Source organism: Thermodesulfobium sp. 4217-1 (assembly GCF_039822205.1).
Lineage (GTDB): Bacteria > Thermodesulfobiota > Thermodesulfobiia > Thermodesulfobiales > Thermodesulfobiaceae > Thermodesulfobium.
Genome location: NZ_JBAGBW010000031.1, coordinates 1 through 16,500, shown reverse-complemented (window position 1 = coordinate 16,500; position 16,500 = coordinate 1). Strand labels below are relative to the sequence as shown.

At 32.5% G+C, this 16,500-nt stretch carries 14 protein-coding genes and 1 pseudogene; 3 read left to right on the top strand and 12 right to left on the bottom strand.

Going from position 1 to position 16,500, the window contains the following annotated elements; translation table 11 throughout:
* The coding region (locus V4762_RS09115) for a DUF4411 family protein (RefSeq protein ID WP_347315473.1) at nucleotides 1-185 on the top strand (185 nt) is incomplete at its 5' end.
* Nucleotides 186-197: 12 nt separating this feature from the next.
* Here the strand turns inward: V4762_RS09115 and V4762_RS09110 are convergent.
* From V4762_RS09110 to V4762_RS09100, 3 genes are all read right to left on the bottom strand, one after another.
* A complete protein-coding gene (locus V4762_RS09110; protein WP_347315472.1) occupies nucleotides 198-1,049 on the bottom strand; it encodes a DNA adenine methylase in 852 nt (283 codons plus the stop codon).
* Between the two features lie 152 nt (nucleotides 1,050-1,201).
* The gene (locus V4762_RS09105; protein WP_347315471.1) at nucleotides 1,202-1,873 is read right to left on the bottom strand and encodes a DUF3226 domain-containing protein; all 672 of its coding nucleotides are present in this window, start codon (nucleotides 1,871-1,873) and stop codon (nucleotides 1,202-1,204) included.
* Nucleotides 1,873-2,910 (bottom strand): AAA family ATPase, encoded by a 1,038-nt coding sequence (locus tag V4762_RS09100; protein ID WP_347315470.1) that lies wholly within the window; start codon nucleotides 2,908-2,910, stop codon nucleotides 1,873-1,875. Before V4762_RS09100 ends, V4762_RS09105 begins: the two co-directional genes overlap by 1 nt.
* Nucleotides 2,911-3,121: 211 nt before the next feature.
* Here V4762_RS09100 and V4762_RS09095 point away from each other — a divergent pair, with 211 nt between their 5' ends.
* Nucleotides 3,122-3,415, top strand: coding sequence for an AAA family ATPase (locus V4762_RS09095; RefSeq protein WP_347315469.1), 294 nt, complete (start codon nucleotides 3,122-3,124; stop codon nucleotides 3,413-3,415).
* A gap of 95 nt (nucleotides 3,416-3,510) precedes the next feature.
* Complete coding sequence (locus V4762_RS09090; RefSeq protein WP_347315468.1) at nucleotides 3,511-4,536, top strand: AAA family ATPase; 1,026 nt, start codon at nucleotides 3,511-3,513, stop codon at nucleotides 4,534-4,536.
* A gap of 129 nt (nucleotides 4,537-4,665) precedes the next feature.
* Here V4762_RS09090 and V4762_RS09085 read toward each other — a convergent pair whose 3' ends face one another.
* From V4762_RS09085 to V4762_RS09055, 9 genes and pseudogenes are all read right to left on the bottom strand, one after another.
* Nucleotides 4,666-5,991, bottom strand: a complete 1,326-nt coding sequence (locus tag V4762_RS09085; protein ID WP_347315467.1) for a sensor histidine kinase — start codon at nucleotides 5,989-5,991, stop codon at nucleotides 4,666-4,668.
* Nucleotides 5,988-6,656 (bottom strand): response regulator transcription factor, encoded by a 669-nt coding sequence (locus V4762_RS09080; RefSeq protein WP_347315474.1) that lies wholly within the window; start codon nucleotides 6,654-6,656, stop codon nucleotides 5,988-5,990. Before V4762_RS09080 ends, V4762_RS09085 begins: the two co-directional genes overlap by 4 nt.
* Before the next feature lie 71 nt (nucleotides 6,657-6,727).
* Complete coding sequence (locus V4762_RS09075; RefSeq protein WP_347315466.1) at nucleotides 6,728-7,099, bottom strand: PepSY domain-containing protein; 372 nt, start codon at nucleotides 7,097-7,099, stop codon at nucleotides 6,728-6,730.
* A 282-nt stretch (nucleotides 7,100-7,381) separates the two neighbouring features.
* Nucleotides 7,382-7,705, bottom strand: a pseudogene (locus V4762_RS10080) (hypothetical protein); the annotation flags it as partial.
* Complete coding sequence (locus V4762_RS10075; RefSeq protein WP_458646957.1) at nucleotides 7,706-7,780, bottom strand: hypothetical protein; 75 nt, start codon at nucleotides 7,778-7,780, stop codon at nucleotides 7,706-7,708. It lies immediately after the preceding pseudogene.
* Between the two features lie 178 nt (nucleotides 7,781-7,958).
* A complete protein-coding gene (locus tag V4762_RS09070) occupies nucleotides 7,959-8,711 on the bottom strand; it encodes a DUF2851 family protein (RefSeq protein ID WP_347315465.1) in 753 nt (250 codons plus the stop codon).
* Nucleotides 8,683-9,534 carry a DUF3800 domain-containing protein gene (locus tag V4762_RS09065; RefSeq protein ID WP_347315464.1) on the bottom strand — a complete coding sequence of 284 codons (852 nt, stop codon included), beginning with the start codon at nucleotides 9,532-9,534 and terminating at the stop codon, nucleotides 8,683-8,685. The genes V4762_RS09070 and V4762_RS09065 overlap by 29 nt, the downstream gene beginning before the upstream one ends.
* Nucleotides 9,535-9,537: 3 nt before the next feature.
* Nucleotides 9,538-13,092, bottom strand: coding sequence for an Eco57I restriction-modification methylase domain-containing protein (locus tag V4762_RS09060; RefSeq protein ID WP_347315463.1), 3,555 nt, complete (start codon nucleotides 13,090-13,092; stop codon nucleotides 9,538-9,540).
* Nucleotides 13,085-16,201, bottom strand: a complete 3,117-nt coding sequence (locus V4762_RS09055; RefSeq protein ID WP_347315462.1) for a helicase-related protein — start codon at nucleotides 16,199-16,201, stop codon at nucleotides 13,085-13,087. Before V4762_RS09055 ends, V4762_RS09060 begins: the two co-directional genes overlap by 8 nt.
* Between the last annotated feature and the right edge of the window lie 299 nt (nucleotides 16,202-16,500).

Sequence of the window (16,500 nt, the reverse complement as noted above, 5' to 3'; positions counted from 1 at the left end):
ATACATGGATAATAGCTTATGCTAAGACTAATGGATTAAAAGTTGTTACTACAGAAATTTTAAATAAAAATATAAAGAAAAATGTGCCAATTCCGAATGTATGTGAGGATTTTCAGATTGATTATCTTAATATTTTTGATTTTTTGAAAATTACTGGATTTAAATTTTGCGAAGGAAATAGTTAAAAAATCATCTATTCAATAGTTTCTAATTAATACCTCAGTTATCTTGCCTCGTCCATCTGCTTTTGAATTAATAGCGCGCGATGCAAAGACCTTTTTGATATTATATGATGCGTATAGCTCGTTTATAACTTCCGTATCAGAATTGGAGAGTAAAAATTTTGCACCTTTTTTGTCAATCTCATCGCAAACAGCTTTGAGTGTAAACTGCATATCAATATTAAAACCTTCTTTTGTGTATGATGTGAAGCTTGACGTTTTATTTAAAGGAAGATATGGGGGATCGAAGTAGACAAAGTCGCCTTTTTTTACACATTTTAATATCTCAGCAAAATTTGCACATCTTATTTCTGTATTTTGTAAAATTTCTGAACAATTAAGAATATTTTCTTCATCAGCAATTTTTGGATTTGAATAATCTCCGAAAGGCACATTGAACTGACCCTTGCTGTTAACCCTATAAAGCCCATTATAACAAGTTCTATTTAGATATATAAATCTGCTTGCTTTTTGAACATTTGACCAATCTCTATAACTTGCATTCCTATCAGCGTTTCTAATTATCAAGAAATATTCTTTAGTGTTTTTGTGTTTGCGTAAATCAACTATTAAGTCCAGGGGGTTATTTTTTACTACATTATATAAATTTATCAATTCTTCATTCGTGTCAGAAATATAGGCATTTTCAGGTTGTATTTCAAAGAAAACAGCGCCGCCTCCTATAAAAGGTTCGAAATAACGATTGAAATTTTCAGGCATACCTTCTTTAATTATCGAAATTAGCTGTCTTTTCCCTCCTGCCCATTTTACAATCGGATGAACCTTTATTTTTTCTTTGCAATTATCTTTTTCTAAAACTATTGGCATAGCACCTCATTTTATGTTCTAAATTTATCTTTGACAGCTTTAGTAAACAAAAATCTCAAGAATTACTGATAATGCAAGAAATTAACAAGCTTTTTATTGCTAAAAAGTGAGTAATATGTTTAAGTTAATCAAGGGGATAAATGCTATTCATATCAACAAGAATTCCTTAAAAGTTTTGAAAAAAGATCAGTAATTTTACTGTAAACTGAGCTATTAACATCTAGAATACCACTTTCAAAACCTCGACCTGTGCCGCATAGGCCTGGCTTTTTGCATCCCAGATATGCTTGGACTATAGACTTGTTGATGTTATTATATTCGCTTGATTCCCTTAGACATTCGATGCATTTCCATGTTTTTATCTCGTTTTCCTCAACAACAATATCTTCTATGCAACCATTGTCTTTGTTGTTTGGAGATATATAAATAGCTATTGATGATAAGTTACGATCACTAATTTGGTTTAATTCTCCAGCTCTTAATTTGTTTGTTCCAGTATCGATAATTTTATGTATTTCTAATACATCTTCGATTTGCTTTAATCTATCAGTGATTTTTTTATCTTCTGCATCTAGAAAAAAGCCTACACCAAGGCATTGTCTAATTTTTTGTTCAATTCTCTTAAGGGTAGCTTTTATTTTGTCAACACCTTGAAAGCAGATAACAGAAATAAATTCAGATTTTTGTGACCATTCTTCTTCTGAGCTTAACCACTTTTCTAAAAAAAGCGCCTCTGATAAACCTTCTGCGAGAAATATACATTTTTGATTTTTCTCATTAAAAATTGTGTTGCCTTTATCATTGTCATAAAATTTATAACTCATTATCTTATATCTAAGTTAATTTCCATTAAATTTTTGACATCTTCAATAGAATATCTATCTACATCAACATTTTCTGCAAAATTTATATTGAAAAAACTTATACTATCTTCTTTATTTAGATCTTGAATTACAGAAACAATCGATAACAAGAGCTCTTTTGAATGCGTTGTAATAAACAATTGATTGTTGTTTTCTCTGGCAATTTCAAAAATCGTTTTTAATAATTTTGGCACATACAAGTAATAGACGCCATCTTCTATTTCATCAATTAAAATTATTGAATTTTTAAGGGCAAAAACAGGCAATATTGTGTCTATAAAATTAAGAAATCCTGTTCCAAGAAGACTAATGGGTATATATCTTCCAGTACCAATATCAACAAAAATTGTTTGGGTGCCTCTATCGCTTAGTGAGGTAAAATCTTTAATTTCTGGATGAAACATCTGAAATAATTTTAATATTTCATTACGTTTTCCATTTTTTATCATATTGCTTAACAACGTAATATAAAATCCTTCGATATTACAAAAATATGGCGATATAAAGGTTGTTACAAGGATATTTTGAAAATCATTAGTAATTTCATTAGTAATTTCTTTTCCACTAAGCTCATCTTTTATGATGTTGTTATGCCAAGAATATTTGCCTTGATGCTCGCCATTAAGGAAAATATCAATTCCAGTAAGAGTAGGAGATGCTGTTGTGGAAAATTGAGAAAATTCAGAAGTAATAGGCTTTATTTCAAGTGTAGTGTCTTCGGAATTAATAACGATGGGTTTTGTGATGTCTTTAAAAAGGTATTCAAATGGGCTCGGACTGAAAAAACCTATAAGATAAGTATTCTTGGTGCGAAATTGATGTAGAGAATTTATATTAATTGGTAATGTACGGGATTGAGATGAAAGTAAAAATACAGCTTCAAGTACAGAAGTTTTACCACAGCCATTGGCTCCTGTAAAAATATTTATATCCGACAAACCATCAATCGAGAATTTATTAAATCCTCTAAAATTTTCTATTGATAGTTTTTTAAACATTTTTTCTCCCAACCTCTAATTTTAAATAAATTATAAGCTTTATTGAGTTTCTAATCAAACATTTCTTTCTTTATGAAAAATATTAAGTTTTAATCATTCTTAATCATTCTTAACATTTTATACTACTTTTTTTAAACTATAAACATTTGACTTTTTATAGTTTTTCGATAAAATACGTTAGTAAGTTGTAAAAAAGGGGAGAAAAAATAATATGATATTAAATTTTTCTGTTGAGAACTTTAAATCTATTAGGGATAAAGTTAACCTATCATTTGAGCCAGTTGGGTCAGATCATTTAGATGAATATTACGTTAGTTCTATTGGAAAATCGAAAATATTAAAAATGGCTCTTATATTTGGGCCAAATGCATCTGGAAAGACGAGCATAGTGGAAGCTCTTGCCTTTTTGCGACAACTTGTCATAATGCCATTTAATAACAAAAGTTTTGAGTTTAATTTAAAACCATTTGCTCTTGATAAAGATAAAGATAGTTTTTTTCAATAGAGTTTGTAAGTGACGAAAGATATTTATATGAGATTCAACTGAATAAAAAATTTATTGTTAAAGAATCCCTATATTCTTTTTCTCCTAAAAAAAGTTTGATTTTTGAGAGAGCTACTGACAAAGAGAAAGAATTATCTAAAATTAAATTTGGTTCAAAGGTGAAGATAAGTAGGGCTGACAAAGATGCTTTGAGTGCCAATACATTATGTAACGATACTGTTATAGCAAGTTATCTTAAAACAAATATAGAGTTTGAAACTTTAAAGTCAGTTAGAAGTTGGTTTAATCTTGAACTAACAATAGATCCACATAAGTTTTTTATTCCTTACAGGATGTTATTTCAATTATTTCAAAGTAAACTTTTTGCTAATTCTAATTTGGACCCATCTATTTTATCAGATGAGAAGTTGATGGGCATATTTGAAGAATTTCTCACTTTAGATTTTATATCTGAAAATATTTTTAATGGTAAAATACCTAAAAATAAACTTGTGAATTTATTAAAAATAGCCGATTTTAGTTTAACTGATGTAGATATAGTACAAAAAAGCAAAAAAATGCAAGAAACAGAAAATGATATATTTTTTGAAGATCAAAATATGACACAAGATATAGATTTACAAGATCAAACTGATATCGGATTTAATCTTACGCCTTTTAAAACTATATTACATCACTCTTATAAAGAGAATTTTAGCTTACCCTTCGATGATGAGTCCAGCGGAATAAAAAGATATTACGTTTTAATGAATATTCTATTAAAGGCACTTTCTGAAAGCAAAAATGAAAGTAAAATTTTTGTAATTGATGAGATAGACAGATCGCTGCATCCAGACTTAATAGAACATTCTATTTTAACCTTTTTAAAGATGAGCAGAAAACACAATTTTCAATTAATAGGCACCACTCACAACAGAGAATTGCTTATGAATAAAGACTTAATCAGAAAGGATATTATATGGTTTACTGAGAAAAAGACAGATGGTTCTACTGATCTGTTTTCTCTTTCTGATTTTAAGGAGATACGAAAAAAAAATTCATATTATAATTTTTATAAAACAGGTAAATTAGGAGCTGTGCCAAATCTGATTGATTTTTTAGATGAAGATGACACGAAATAAATATAGTAATCAAAGACTACCTAAGCGGGCTTATTGTGTTTTGTAGGAGGGAGAAACAGAAAAAAAAGTCTACTTAAATGGTTGAAAAATTATTTAGAAAAAAAGTTGTATTTAAAATAGAGCTTTTGACTAAGAGGCTGTGATAGTTACTTTCGTTCCCACATCGGGCGTGCTTTCTATTTCAATTCTGGCATTGTGCAGATCTAAAATTTCCTTTACAAGGCTCAGGCCCAGCCCTAAACCCTCAATTTCTTTTGACCTGGAAGGATCTGCCCTGTAGAACTTGTCAAACACCCTTTCAAGCGATTCTTTCGATATTCCAATGCCGCTATCTACTATCTCTACGCGTTTTTCTGGATAAATGAAAATATCTATCGTGCCGCTTTCTCTATTATATTTGATTGCATTGTCTATAAGGTTTAAGAAGACTTCCATAATTAGCGTTTCATCAGCATCAATCAAAAATGTATCGCCCTTTATGTTACACCTTAAGCGCTTTTTTTCTATCTGATCTTTTAATAGCGATGCTGATTTCTGAATTATTTCTTTAATATCAAGAGTTTTCTTTTCCAGAAGCTGTGTGTTTTCTATTTTTATAAGCTTGAACAGAGTTTCTATAATGCTTTTCATGTGTTGGGAGCTCTCTTTTATCTGATTGATTGTGTTTATATATTCCTGGACGTTTCGCTGTTTTCTGAGCGCAATCTCTGTCTCCATCATTATTACGCTAAGAGGAGTTTTCAGCTCGTGAGAGACGTCTGCGACGAATTGTTTTTGTTTAGTAAACGCGTTGTCAAGCCTTTCAAATGTGCGATTGAATGAGGTTGCAAGAGGCCTTAGCTCATCTACCACGTTTTCGTCGATATGACTCTGGAACAAATTCGATTCAGAGAGTTTACTGATTGTGTAAGAGATCTTTTTGATTGGTTTGAGCATTATGTTTACGATAAATAGACCACCTAAAGCGCTCAAAAAGATTGCTCCAACAATTGATAAAAATAATATGCTTAGGTAGGTTTGGAGCAAGTCTATTTTATTTTCAATGTCTTGCGCACACTCGATAATAAGGTGTTCTTTGTCTATTGTGAGGTTGTATAGCACAATTCGAATGGGTTTATTCTTAAAGTGAATGGTCTGGGCTGAGCTGACAATCGGCAGGCTATCAGAGCCTAAAGATTTAGATTTTTCAACAACTTTCGAATCTTGAATTATCTGAAAGTATTGATTTGAATGTTGAGAATACTCTTTTGACATTTCATCTGAATATTGAAAGTTTATTCCCTCGTCTTCATTGATAAGCGTGGCAATCGCTTTAGCCTTTGCAGTTAGAGCGTTATCGATTGATTCTAAAACTATATTTTCAAGGCTAAGGTATAAAAATGTCCCCAATATTCCAAATATTGCAAAGGATATAACGCAGTAGTATAAGAACAGCTTAAATTTTATAGAATTCATTCTTTTAAGCTATAACCAATGCCACGAAATGTGTGGACTAATTTTTTATCAAAATTTTTATCAATTTTATTCCTGATTCTATTGATAAATACATCTATAACATTGCTATCTAAATCAAAATCCTCATCGTATAGGTGCTCGATTATTGCTGTGCGGTTTATTACTTTATTTTTGTTTAGGGCTAAATATTCGAGTAGGGCATATTCCTTTGCGCTAAGATCAATTTTTTTGTTACATCTCTTCACCGTTTTTTGCGCGGTGTCAATTGCTAAGTCGCAAATTTTTATTATGGGGCTGGATGTGGCAAATTTTCGCCTTATCAAAGCCCTTACTCTGGAAAGTAGCTCTTCAAAAGAGAATGGCTTTGTAAGGTAATCGTCAGAGCCGCTGTCTAAACCTAAGACTTTATCCTTTACAGAGTCTTTAGCTGTAAGAAGAATAACAGGCGTTGAGATATCTTCTTCTCTTAGCTCTTTCAGTAAACTAATGCCATCGATTATGGGCATCATAATGTCAAGTACTATGGCATCGTAAATATTGTTTTTAGCTAAGAAAAGGCCATTTTCTCCGTTGTATGCGACGTCTACGGCATAGCCTTCTTCTTCAAAGCCCTTTTTTATTAAATTCGCCAGAGTCTTTTCATCTTCTACTACTAATAGTCTCATTGTGCTCATATTACCTTAATCCCATTAATTTTTCAATAAATAATAAATAAAGGGGGGCGAGCCCCCCAAAATTAATCTTTTACTTCAGTCGTTTCTTTCTGGTTATCTACCTGATCTATCCCTGTGCTTAAAACTTTAGCATTCTTTGCATCTACTATTACTTCGTACATCTGGTTGTTGGATACTATGTCTACATTCCAGACCAAAGAGCTATTTTCATCTTCGAGCTTCGCTTTGATAACCTTTCCTGGTTGGGCTGCAAGGGCGCTTGATATTGCTTGATCAATCGTTGTTTTCGACAGATCTGCATAACTTGTCTCATTGTCTTGTGTAATCCTAATAGAGCCCGTTACCTGCTGATCAGCTTTTGCTACTCCTACTGTCGAAGCCGTAAGTAATATTCCTCCAAGAGCTAAAACTGCCAATTTTTTTACGCTGTTCATAACACACCTTCGTTTTTAATTCTTGTAGAAAACTATACACGAACGAATATTAACGGAAGATGAACGAGCGAAAAAGAGTTTCTTATAAATAGACTTGACTTAATATGTTGTAGTAGTATTATTAAATAATATGATAATTGAGGTGATGTTATGAATAGTATTATCAGAAAAACAATTACGATTGATGAAAAATATTTAAAGATATTAAACGCATAGATCCTAAAGCAAATTTTAGCGACATTGTTAGAAAAGCCTTGCTTGAATAGATGGAAAGGATGAAGATTAAAGAGGCTTTAAATCTAAAAGGAATTCTGCCTGGTTATTGTTGAACTGATCTATATATTTCTGTCTGACTGTATTATTAGCTCTCTTTTCAGTGTTAACATAATTTGTATTTGGACGCTGTTTCATGATCTGCTTTGCTTCGCCCTTACTTGCTCCCCAGGGAATGTCTAGCACCTTTTTAACTTTTTCAGAGGCTGTGCTCCCTTGCTGATTTGAAGTTTGAAGCGGTTTGTCGTCTTTCCAGAGACCATCATAGATTACTTCTCCTGAAGCGTTTTTAAGTATGCCATGCCCTTCACGAATTCCATTTTTCCATTCGCCTTAGTAAACTAGTCCACTAGGCCATTTTAACACCCCATGTCCGTTGAATAATCCGTCTTGGTAGTAACCTTCTATTGTTTTAATCTCTTCGTCTGTTAAATTATAAAGCTTTTAAACCAGGTGGTCGAATTGGGCTTCAAGTAATACATTTTCGCAGGCTGAAGCCTGCGGCTACACTTTTGCCTGCTTCGTTTGGTTTGTCTCGTAGTCAGGGGATTGGGTGAAGGAGAGGATTTGTGATTTGAGAGCTATTTTAATCGTTGAAGAGTTCCTTTTTTTGAAGCAGTATAGCACCCATATATGTTCTAAAATTCTCAATCTTAATATCTGGATGGTTGAGTTTGAAAGATTTAATAAGTTTGTTTTCACTTAATGGTGGATGTTTTTGAAAAATGAAATTCAGAAAATTTATGATTTCATCGCCGTCCGAATAAACCATAAAGAAAGGCATTATTATATTGAAAAACATCTCCACTTTTCTTTGAAGTCCAATCCCGCCGAAATTCATTATTTTCTTTACTGCATCTTTTGGGTCTCTATTATTTATCTCCGCTTTAATACGCTCTAAAAAGAAATTTACTATTCCTTTTTCAATTGTCTGCGATAGTAGAATTGATATTCCTTTAATTCTTTTCTCAGGAAAGTTTGCTGGTCTTATGCCTTTATAGTTCCAGACGGATTTATCTATCTTCAAAGAAAAATCAAAATCCTCTGATAATCCTTCTTTATCATCTGTAAATCCTGCCCTGTATAAAAGGGCTTTCTCTATAATTTGCCTTTCCTTTAATTTCCTTATATCAGCATAAGGAGTAATGAGTGCAAGCTCTAAGAAATTCACCTTATTATTGGGATATCCAAGGGAGAGCATAATTTCTCTGTAAAGTGCTTCATCTGGCAAGGCAATTTTCAAAAGGTTCTGCATCCGCTGTTTTTTCAATTCAAGCCAGCGGTTGCCAAGTTGGTTCAGATTTAAATTTTTATTTTTTTCTTGTTGGTGCTTTGTCATATTCTCCTTGTGGTTCATAATGCCAAAAGTTTATAGGTTGAGAAGGTTTAAATGTTTTAAGGAAATCACAGGTATTTAAGCTGATTTTTATTTTGCATTCTTCACATTCTTTTTTTATAAGTTCAATAAGTTCAAATCTATTTTTAAAAGTTTTTCCGATATCCTCTGTTTCATCTTCTTTTTTCTTTTTATAGCTTTTAAAATTGTTTGCATTTTCCCTTGAAAAACAAGCAATTCCAGCAAATAAATCAGCTAATTGAATTAAAACCTGTTCTTCTGATTTTTGTTCCTTTACATCAATGAAGTTAAACTGACGTCTTTCCTTTCTAAAAAGTTCCAAGATATAAGGTTCCTCTCTCGGATATTTTGTTTTACTAAGATAATCAACAATTTTTTTGTAATTGTATTTAGAATGTTCATCTGGGTAGAATCTACAATTAAATCTTTTCCATCTCTCTACAATATTCCTTAACAAATGAAAATACATTCTTTCTAAGTTTTCCCTGTCATCTCTGCCTTGAATTGAATGGCGACTATCATGTAAATCCCATATAATCACACCTATTCTTATCTCTCTTCTTGAAGCGTAATCAACTGCTACAGAAATAAAATCTTTTGCACAATTTACCCTTGGTTGATGAGTTCTAACTTCGGCAAACTTTAGTTCAGATAACCCATACAAATTTATCTTACTTTTTAGTTCTTCTTTTAATTTTTCTAAATTATTGCTCAATCCACTAATGGCACAGATTGATCTAAATCTCTGACTTTTACTTGCACTCTCATCTGTATATATATCTAAAATATCATTAAAACCTTTCATCCATCACACACTCTTTGCTTTTTCTAGTCTTGTTTTTACGAGTTCGGCGACTGCCCAGTAGACCTCTTTTCGTTCTTCTTCTGTCAAGCCAAGGGCATCAAAAATGATGTCATCAAGGGCTTTTCTGTCGGGCAATGGATTTGGCTCCTGCTCACGAATGGGCTTGTTTGGGTCAAAACCAAGCTCGGTGAAAACAGATTTTATTTCACGATTAACAAATCCTTGAAACTTATCAAAATCCAAATGAAGACTCTTTAAACATGGAAGTTGTAAGAGATCAATTCTTACCATCCTAATTGCACCACCTCCCAAACCTTTACGACCTAAAACTTCTATAAAAAACCAAACTAAAGTGGAATTTAAAAATAAACACACTGTTTTATTTTCAATATTTTTCCCAAAAATTCCATAAAAATTATGTTCAAATGGGAGATTATCTTTATTAAAGTGACAAATATGTTTATCACCTCTTAGGTCAACCCAAAGTAAAGGTGCTTTCCTAATTTCAAAAGGTACATTTTTTACTTTTATAATTGAAACTGCATCATTCTCTGTAAGAAATATTTTGTTGACTTCACGAGGACTTTTGAATACTAAAGAATGTTCATTTTTATTAAACTCTTTCAATTTTGGACGATAATATTTCGCATTATTACCAGTAATAATACCTGCTTTTACTTCCGCAATATCGCCCAACCTCACCAATTTACCTTTTCCTTTCTCCAAAATCTTAAAATAAATCTCCGGTGCTCTCAAATATTTTCCACCCCATTTATTGCCAATGTAAGGAAGATGTTCTGGTTCAAATTTTAACAATCCTGACTCTTCCTCTGGTATCTCAACTCCTTCAATCAAAAGTTCTTTTTTAGTTTTTGGATATATTCTGAAATCTTCATCGTCAAAAATGGGCTGGCTTGCGTTATAGATTTTCTTTACAACTTCTGCATTGTTTACCTCTTCAAAGGGCTTTTTGAAGGCAACAAATTTTATTGTGTAATCATCAAGTTTTTGTTCTGGTTTCTGAATTACTACAATAACTGTATTTACATCTGCCTGTTTGAAAGACCTCTTTTTCAAGTTATCAAAAGCAAAAACTGGTTTCATATTTTTAAGCAAAAACTCCTGAAGTCCTGCTCCATAGCCAACATCAAGCCAGGAATTTGAGTTAATAAAGGTAAAAATTCCACCGGGTTTTAAAAGTGATAATCCCTGATAGTAAAAATACACATATAGATCGCTTTTTCTGTCAATTTTTATTGGAACATCCAATGTGTTTTTTACTGATTGAATAAGTTTTTCTTTGTATTCTCTTTTAATTTCACGCCACTTATCGTCTGTGTAATTATTTTTATTTTCAAGGGGTGGAGCTATAAGTTCCTGCCTAACATAAGGTGGATTGCCAATCACGATGTCAAAGCCACCTTTTTGAGAAAAGACCTCAATAAAGTCAAGTCCCCAGAGGAAATAATCTTTTTGTGTTTTGCTCCCTATTGTTTCTAAAAGTGATTTGTATTTATTAAATGCGGAATTAATTCCTTCCAGTTTTTCTTCAAGTTTTTTAATTTCATCTTGCTCTTTTTTGGTTCTTCCTTCTCCAAAAAGTTTCTTCGTAGATTTTAAGTTTGCAATTTGGGTTTCAAGATATGATCTGTCTTTATATACTTCGTTAATTTTCATCTCAATAATCTCTTTGAATATATCCTGTTCCTGTTTTTCAATTTCTTTGATTTCTTTAAGGTCAGCGCTTCTTAAACCAGAGAAGAATGTAGATTTTCTTTTAATTAGTTCTGTTATTTTATCTTTGATTTGCTTTGGAATGTTCAACATTTTGATTTCGATTTTAAGATTTATATGAACACCGGCAATTTCCTGAATAAGGGAGTCGCCCTGACGGATTTTGAATGAAAGATTTGGCAAAAGTGGTTTTGTGTAGATGTCCATATATTTTTCATCGGTTTCTATAATTAGAGAAAACCAGAGCCGAAGCTCTCCAACCATAACTGCCCAATCTTTGACATCAACACCATAAAGATTTTCAAGGATTATTTTCTGCTTTAAGGTAAATAGATTCTCTTCTTTGTCTTCAAGTTTTCTGGTTAATTCCTGGTGAATTGCAACCAGAGTATTCATCATACCGACAAGAAAAGAAGCAGAACCAACGGCTGGATCAACAACTTTTACTTCATCAAGTTTCTTCTTTATCTCTCTTGCTTCATCATTTGATAAATTAACGATGCTTTCATGAGGATTAAAAACAAAGTCAATTATTTTTTGTTTTTGGATTGTTGTTTCATTAGAGATGTATTCCACAAGGGACGTTCTACATATAAAGTCAATCTCTACCCTTGGAGTATAGAATATACCTGCTCCTCCCCTTTCTTCCTCCGCAATCAATGATTCATAAACCTTACCGAGCATTTCAGGGTCAACAGCAACTTCCACATCCACCGGTAGAGACTCGTCAATGGTAAAATTGAATGTTTCAAGAAAGCCTTTTTTTAGGTCAGAGAAGTCTGGTTCAAACAACCATTCAAACACATCATCAGGAAGGTCAAAGTTAAGTTCATCCAGTTGTGTGCGAGAAAAAAGACCACCATTTAAAAAAGGCATAATGCTAAAAGATTCTTTAATATCTTCTGGCAAGTTTGGATGAAACAGATGATTTTTCTTGTTAAAAGCTCCAAAGAAAAGGCTGGATAGCCACTCAGAGTAGAAGAGATTTTTCGCTTTTTTCTTTTCACGCCAATTTTTATATTCTAGCCATAGATTTTTTATGTAATTTTTATCCTGAACGTAATCTTTCCATTTGAGCCATCCCTTTCTCTGTAAGAAGTATAAAAACATAATCCTTGATAATAACAACTGAGAAAATGAATGCTTCTTTTCATAGGGAAGGTTAAACTTAGAAAGGGACTTAATAATGATCTCTCTGAGAGCATATTTGTAAGCTTCAAAAAATTCCTTTGTTACAACTTCAACATCAAAAGCTTTTTCTAAATCTTCAAGCGTGGGTTGAAATTCATCATTTTCAATTATGGGTAAAAATCTGCTTTGGGCAGTATGACTTTTTTCATTTTTACCGACTAAAAAGGACCATCTTTTAGCAGAAGTAAATTCTTCTTTTGGTTTATTCCCCTCAAAACGATAGTCCAATTTTACCAAAGAAAATCGCCAATCGTACTCATTGGAATCGGGTGGGACAAAGGCAATAAGAGCTGCATCTTTTTCTGTAGTTGTTCCAAGCTTTCCTTTTAAATAATCGGCGACAAAGTTTCTCTGAGCGGTTCTTGCTCTGGAAAGAGATTGCCCTTTTTTTAGTTTTATTATCAATATATCAATTTTTTTGCCATCACTATCCTCATAACGGCCAATTCTTTCCCAGGAGCTAATGAAACCAAGGTATCTTTCGGTAATGCCCTGTGTCCCATATCTTGGCTGAAGGGCTTTAGTCCTATCGTAGCTCTTGAATAGATTGGAAATGAATTTTTTAAAATTATTTTCATTAAAAGAATTTTCAAAGGTTTCAATTATTAGATTTCTTGCGTGTTCTCTATCCATTGCTTTCCCCAGTTAAATAAAGTGATAAAATAACTTCCCTTTTTCCTTCTGTTATAGCAGAAGTCTCTGCATAATGACTTTTAAGAAAGGTAGGTGAGATCTCCCTTTGTAGTATCCCGATAACTTTTAATGGATTTTGAATGTCTTTCTTAAGTTCATTTAATGCTTTAAGGGTTTTCTGAACTGTCTTTTTCGGTAATGAGCCCTCTTCAAGACGGTTTATTACTTTTTTTAGATATTCTTCCTGGTCTTCGGTTAATTGCCTGCCATTTTTTTGTGTTGCTTTAAGGATTTTAAGAAGTTGTGTTGAACTATCTCTACCTTTCTTAGAACGGATTTCTATTATCTCATCAATTGTGGCATTAAAAAATGCAGTTTTATTCTTATCAAGCAGTTCGTAATAGCTCTCAAGTGGAAGTTTTATGATTTTCTCTTCAGGAATACTTTCTAGTATTTTCGCAGCCGTTAAAAAATCAAGTTCTAATGTGGATTCACGATTTGATAAATAAAATTTCATCAATTTGCCTTTTCTGAAAAAAGTGAGCAAACCAGTGTTTTCTTTATTAACCTTCGCACTTCTTGCCTTTTTTGGCAGGTATTTAATTTTTTGGAACAGATCTGGATTGTTTTCCCTGATATCTTGAAGAAGTCTAAAGTATTTTAATTCGCTATTGTCTAAATCGCTTTCTCCAGTAATTGTATTTTTTGAAGTCAATCTTCCAAATAGTTCATGTGAGCCTATTGGTTCACCCTCAGTTAGCACTGCTGCATCTTCACCAAGTAGTGTGAGAAAGGCATCAATTTTGGCCTGTGCTATTTCTTTGAGGTTAATCTGATCGTTTGACTGTTGGGTGGGGAAGAAATTAAAAACATATAGTTCATCAAATTTCGTATCAACTCTGTTTATTCTGCCTGCTCGCTGCATCATCCTTGTGGGGTTCCATGGGATATCATAGTTTATGATCACGTTTGACCTATGTAGGTTCACGCCTTCAGACAACACTTCAGTAGAAATGAGTATATTGTAGTCGTCTCTTTTATTCTTCGCTTTGGCATCGAAGTTCTCTATAACGATGTTTTTTGTATTATTGCTTGATGAGCTGCTGAATACCAGCACTTTTTTATTAAGATTTTTTTTAATCTCTTTTGAAATATAATTTACTGTATCTTTTGATTCGCTAAAAATTATTAATTTCTTATCCTTCAAAATTTTATTTGTATTTAATTGTTCAAGGAGCTTTTCAAGCTTTGGATCTCTATTAACCTTTTCCCATATCTCTTTTATCCTGCAAAAAGTATCGAAATCATTTTTTAGATCTTCTTTAAATTTTTCTTCAAACTCATCGCTTGAATATTTTTCGGCCTTATCTTCTTCTATTAGCTTTTGAATAGCTTTGTCATCGTCATTTTCTATATATTCAAATATTTTATTGGTATACTTTTTGCTAATATATACATTTCCTCTATCAAATTCATCTATAAATTTTTTATAGACATCTATAAAGCGATCTATCGTTAGTCGAAATGCATAAAAAGAGCTCTCCAGTCTCTTTACAAGCAGCACTTTCATAAATGTACCCATATTTAGCTGTCCATATTTTTCTATGGTCGAGAGATCTTTTGATTTCAAGTAAAGAAGTGGGGTGTACCTTGCATAGCGAATTTTTTTTGTTATTAATTTTATGGTTATGTCAAAAATTTCGTTTTCTTTGTCATTTAACTCATAAAATAGAGCTATTGGATCGTTTACCTGAGGGAATTTTAATTTATTTTTCTCTAAGTCTTTAGAAAAATATCTTTCTATCTCGCTTCTTGTTCGCCTTATCATAAGATATTTTAAAACTTTTTCTCTTATGAGATATGCGTTTTCCTTAACTGCTTCGATGTACTCTTCTGGGTCTTCCTTTTTGTCTATACTTTTTAAATTTTTTTCCAGATTGTTAAAGAAACCCTCTAAATCTGATATGCCTGGTATTGTGCTCTTTCGTGGATTTTGAAATAGTTTTATCTGAGACAGGATATCCTTTGGAGAATTGTTATATGGAGTTGCACTAACCAATATTACCCTTTTGCCACGACATATTTCAGAAAGAAGGGTATAAGAGACTGTGTCTTCAGTTCTGAACCTGTGAGACTCGTCTATTATGACATTTTTGTACTTATCAAGGTTGAATCTTTCCTTTATCCTTTTTAATTGCCCAATAGATTCTGCTTCGAATTTTAAGTTAAATTCTCTGAACACGTTTACCCATGAGCCAGGATTTTCGGGATCTATTAGAACAGGAGAGGCTAATATAAGAGTTCTGCCATCAAGCTGTGAGGCAAGCATTGCCGCCATATAGGTTTTGCCAAGCCCCACAACGTCAGACAGGAAGACCCCTCCGTATTCTTCCACGATACGCCTTGCGTTTATGACAGCCTGCTTTTGATATTCAAGGTGTAAAAATTCATCTGGAAGCTCTAAATTGTATAGCTCGCCTGACTCTTCCAAATCGCGCTTGAAGTATTCGTATAAAAATTTTAAAAATAATTCATAAGGGGATATGTCACTTCTTAGCCATGTCTTTTGCTCTACGGTTGTGATATAGTCTTCACTTACTTCAACGGAGTTTTCCCAAAGTTCTTCAAACTTTTCTTTGGCAAACTTGTAATCGCTAACATTTTTTAGCTCGACGTTGAATTCTAAATTATTAATCAGGCCGGATTGGCTGAAATTGCTTGAACCTGTTATGACGCGCCCTGTATCCCTGTCATCTTCAGAAAAGCTCATTATGTATAGTTTCGCGTGTAAATTTCTTTCTGGATAGGCTCTGATCTGAATTTTTCCAGATTTAAGCCACTTTTTAAAAAGTTCAATTCCATTTTCTACTTCATATTTATTTTCTGAGCTCTCTATCTCTTCTTTCACCCTATCTGAATATAGCTCTCTTATCTGATGATAGGAGGTTTGATATTGAAATTGAATAAGATCATGAGTTATTTTATCTGTGCCAATCCCAACTAAAATTCTAATTCTTTTTGTGTTCTCAAAGGCTTCATAGAGATTATAAAATCCACTCGTATAAAAATATCCAACCAGGCAGTCAAAGGACTCAGCGTCCTTTATCAATACCTTAAAGCGCTCAAGTAAACTTTGCCCATTTTCGTTTGTAATAAAGGTTAAGTCTGTATTGATTTTAATTCCCCTCTTACCATTTTACATACAATTTTAAACTTATTTGGACATTTGTTCAATATTGATTTATTTTTGCATATCTAATCAGACCTGCAAGGTTCATTTTCCTATTTGACATCTTTTTATCCTTGTGTTTAAATCAATTTATGGACGACATACATCAAATACACGATAAGTTCTTTAAACAGATAATCTCAAATATTGAGAATGCAAAGAGCTTTGTAGAATTCTCT

Bases quoted from the DNA above. Each gene is read 5' to 3' on its own strand.
- V4762_RS09085 (WP_347315467.1), bottom strand. From the start codon at position 5,991: ATGAATTCTATAAAATTTAAGCTGTTCTTATACTACTGCGTTATATCC.
- V4762_RS09075 (WP_347315466.1), bottom strand. From the start codon at position 7,099: ATGAACAGCGTAAAAAAATTGGCAGTTTTAGCTCTTGGAGGAATATTA.
- V4762_RS09100 (WP_347315470.1), bottom strand. From the start codon at position 2,910: ATGTTTAAAAAACTATCAATAGAAAATTTTAGAGGATTTAATAAATTC.
- V4762_RS09065 (WP_347315464.1), bottom strand. From the start codon at position 9,534: ATGAAAGGTTTTAATGATATTTTAGATATATATACAGATGAGAGTGCA.
- V4762_RS09070 (WP_347315465.1), bottom strand. From the start codon at position 8,711: ATGACAAAGCACCAACAAGAAAAAAATAAAAATTTAAATCTGAACCAA.
- V4762_RS09095 (WP_347315469.1), top strand. From the start codon at position 3,122: ATGATATTAAATTTTTCTGTTGAGAACTTTAAATCTATTAGGGATAAA.
- V4762_RS09110 (WP_347315472.1), bottom strand. From the start codon at position 1,049: ATGCCAATAGTTTTAGAAAAAGATAATTGCAAAGAAAAAATAAAGGTT.
- V4762_RS09105 (WP_347315471.1), bottom strand. From the start codon at position 1,873: ATGAGTTATAAATTTTATGACAATGATAAAGGCAACACAATTTTTAAT.
- V4762_RS09060 (WP_347315463.1), bottom strand. From the start codon at position 13,092: ATGGATAGAGAACACGCAAGAAATCTAATAATTGAAACCTTTGAAAAT.
- V4762_RS09080 (WP_347315474.1), bottom strand. From the start codon at position 6,656: ATGAGACTATTAGTAGTAGAAGATGAAAAGACTCTGGCGAATTTAATA.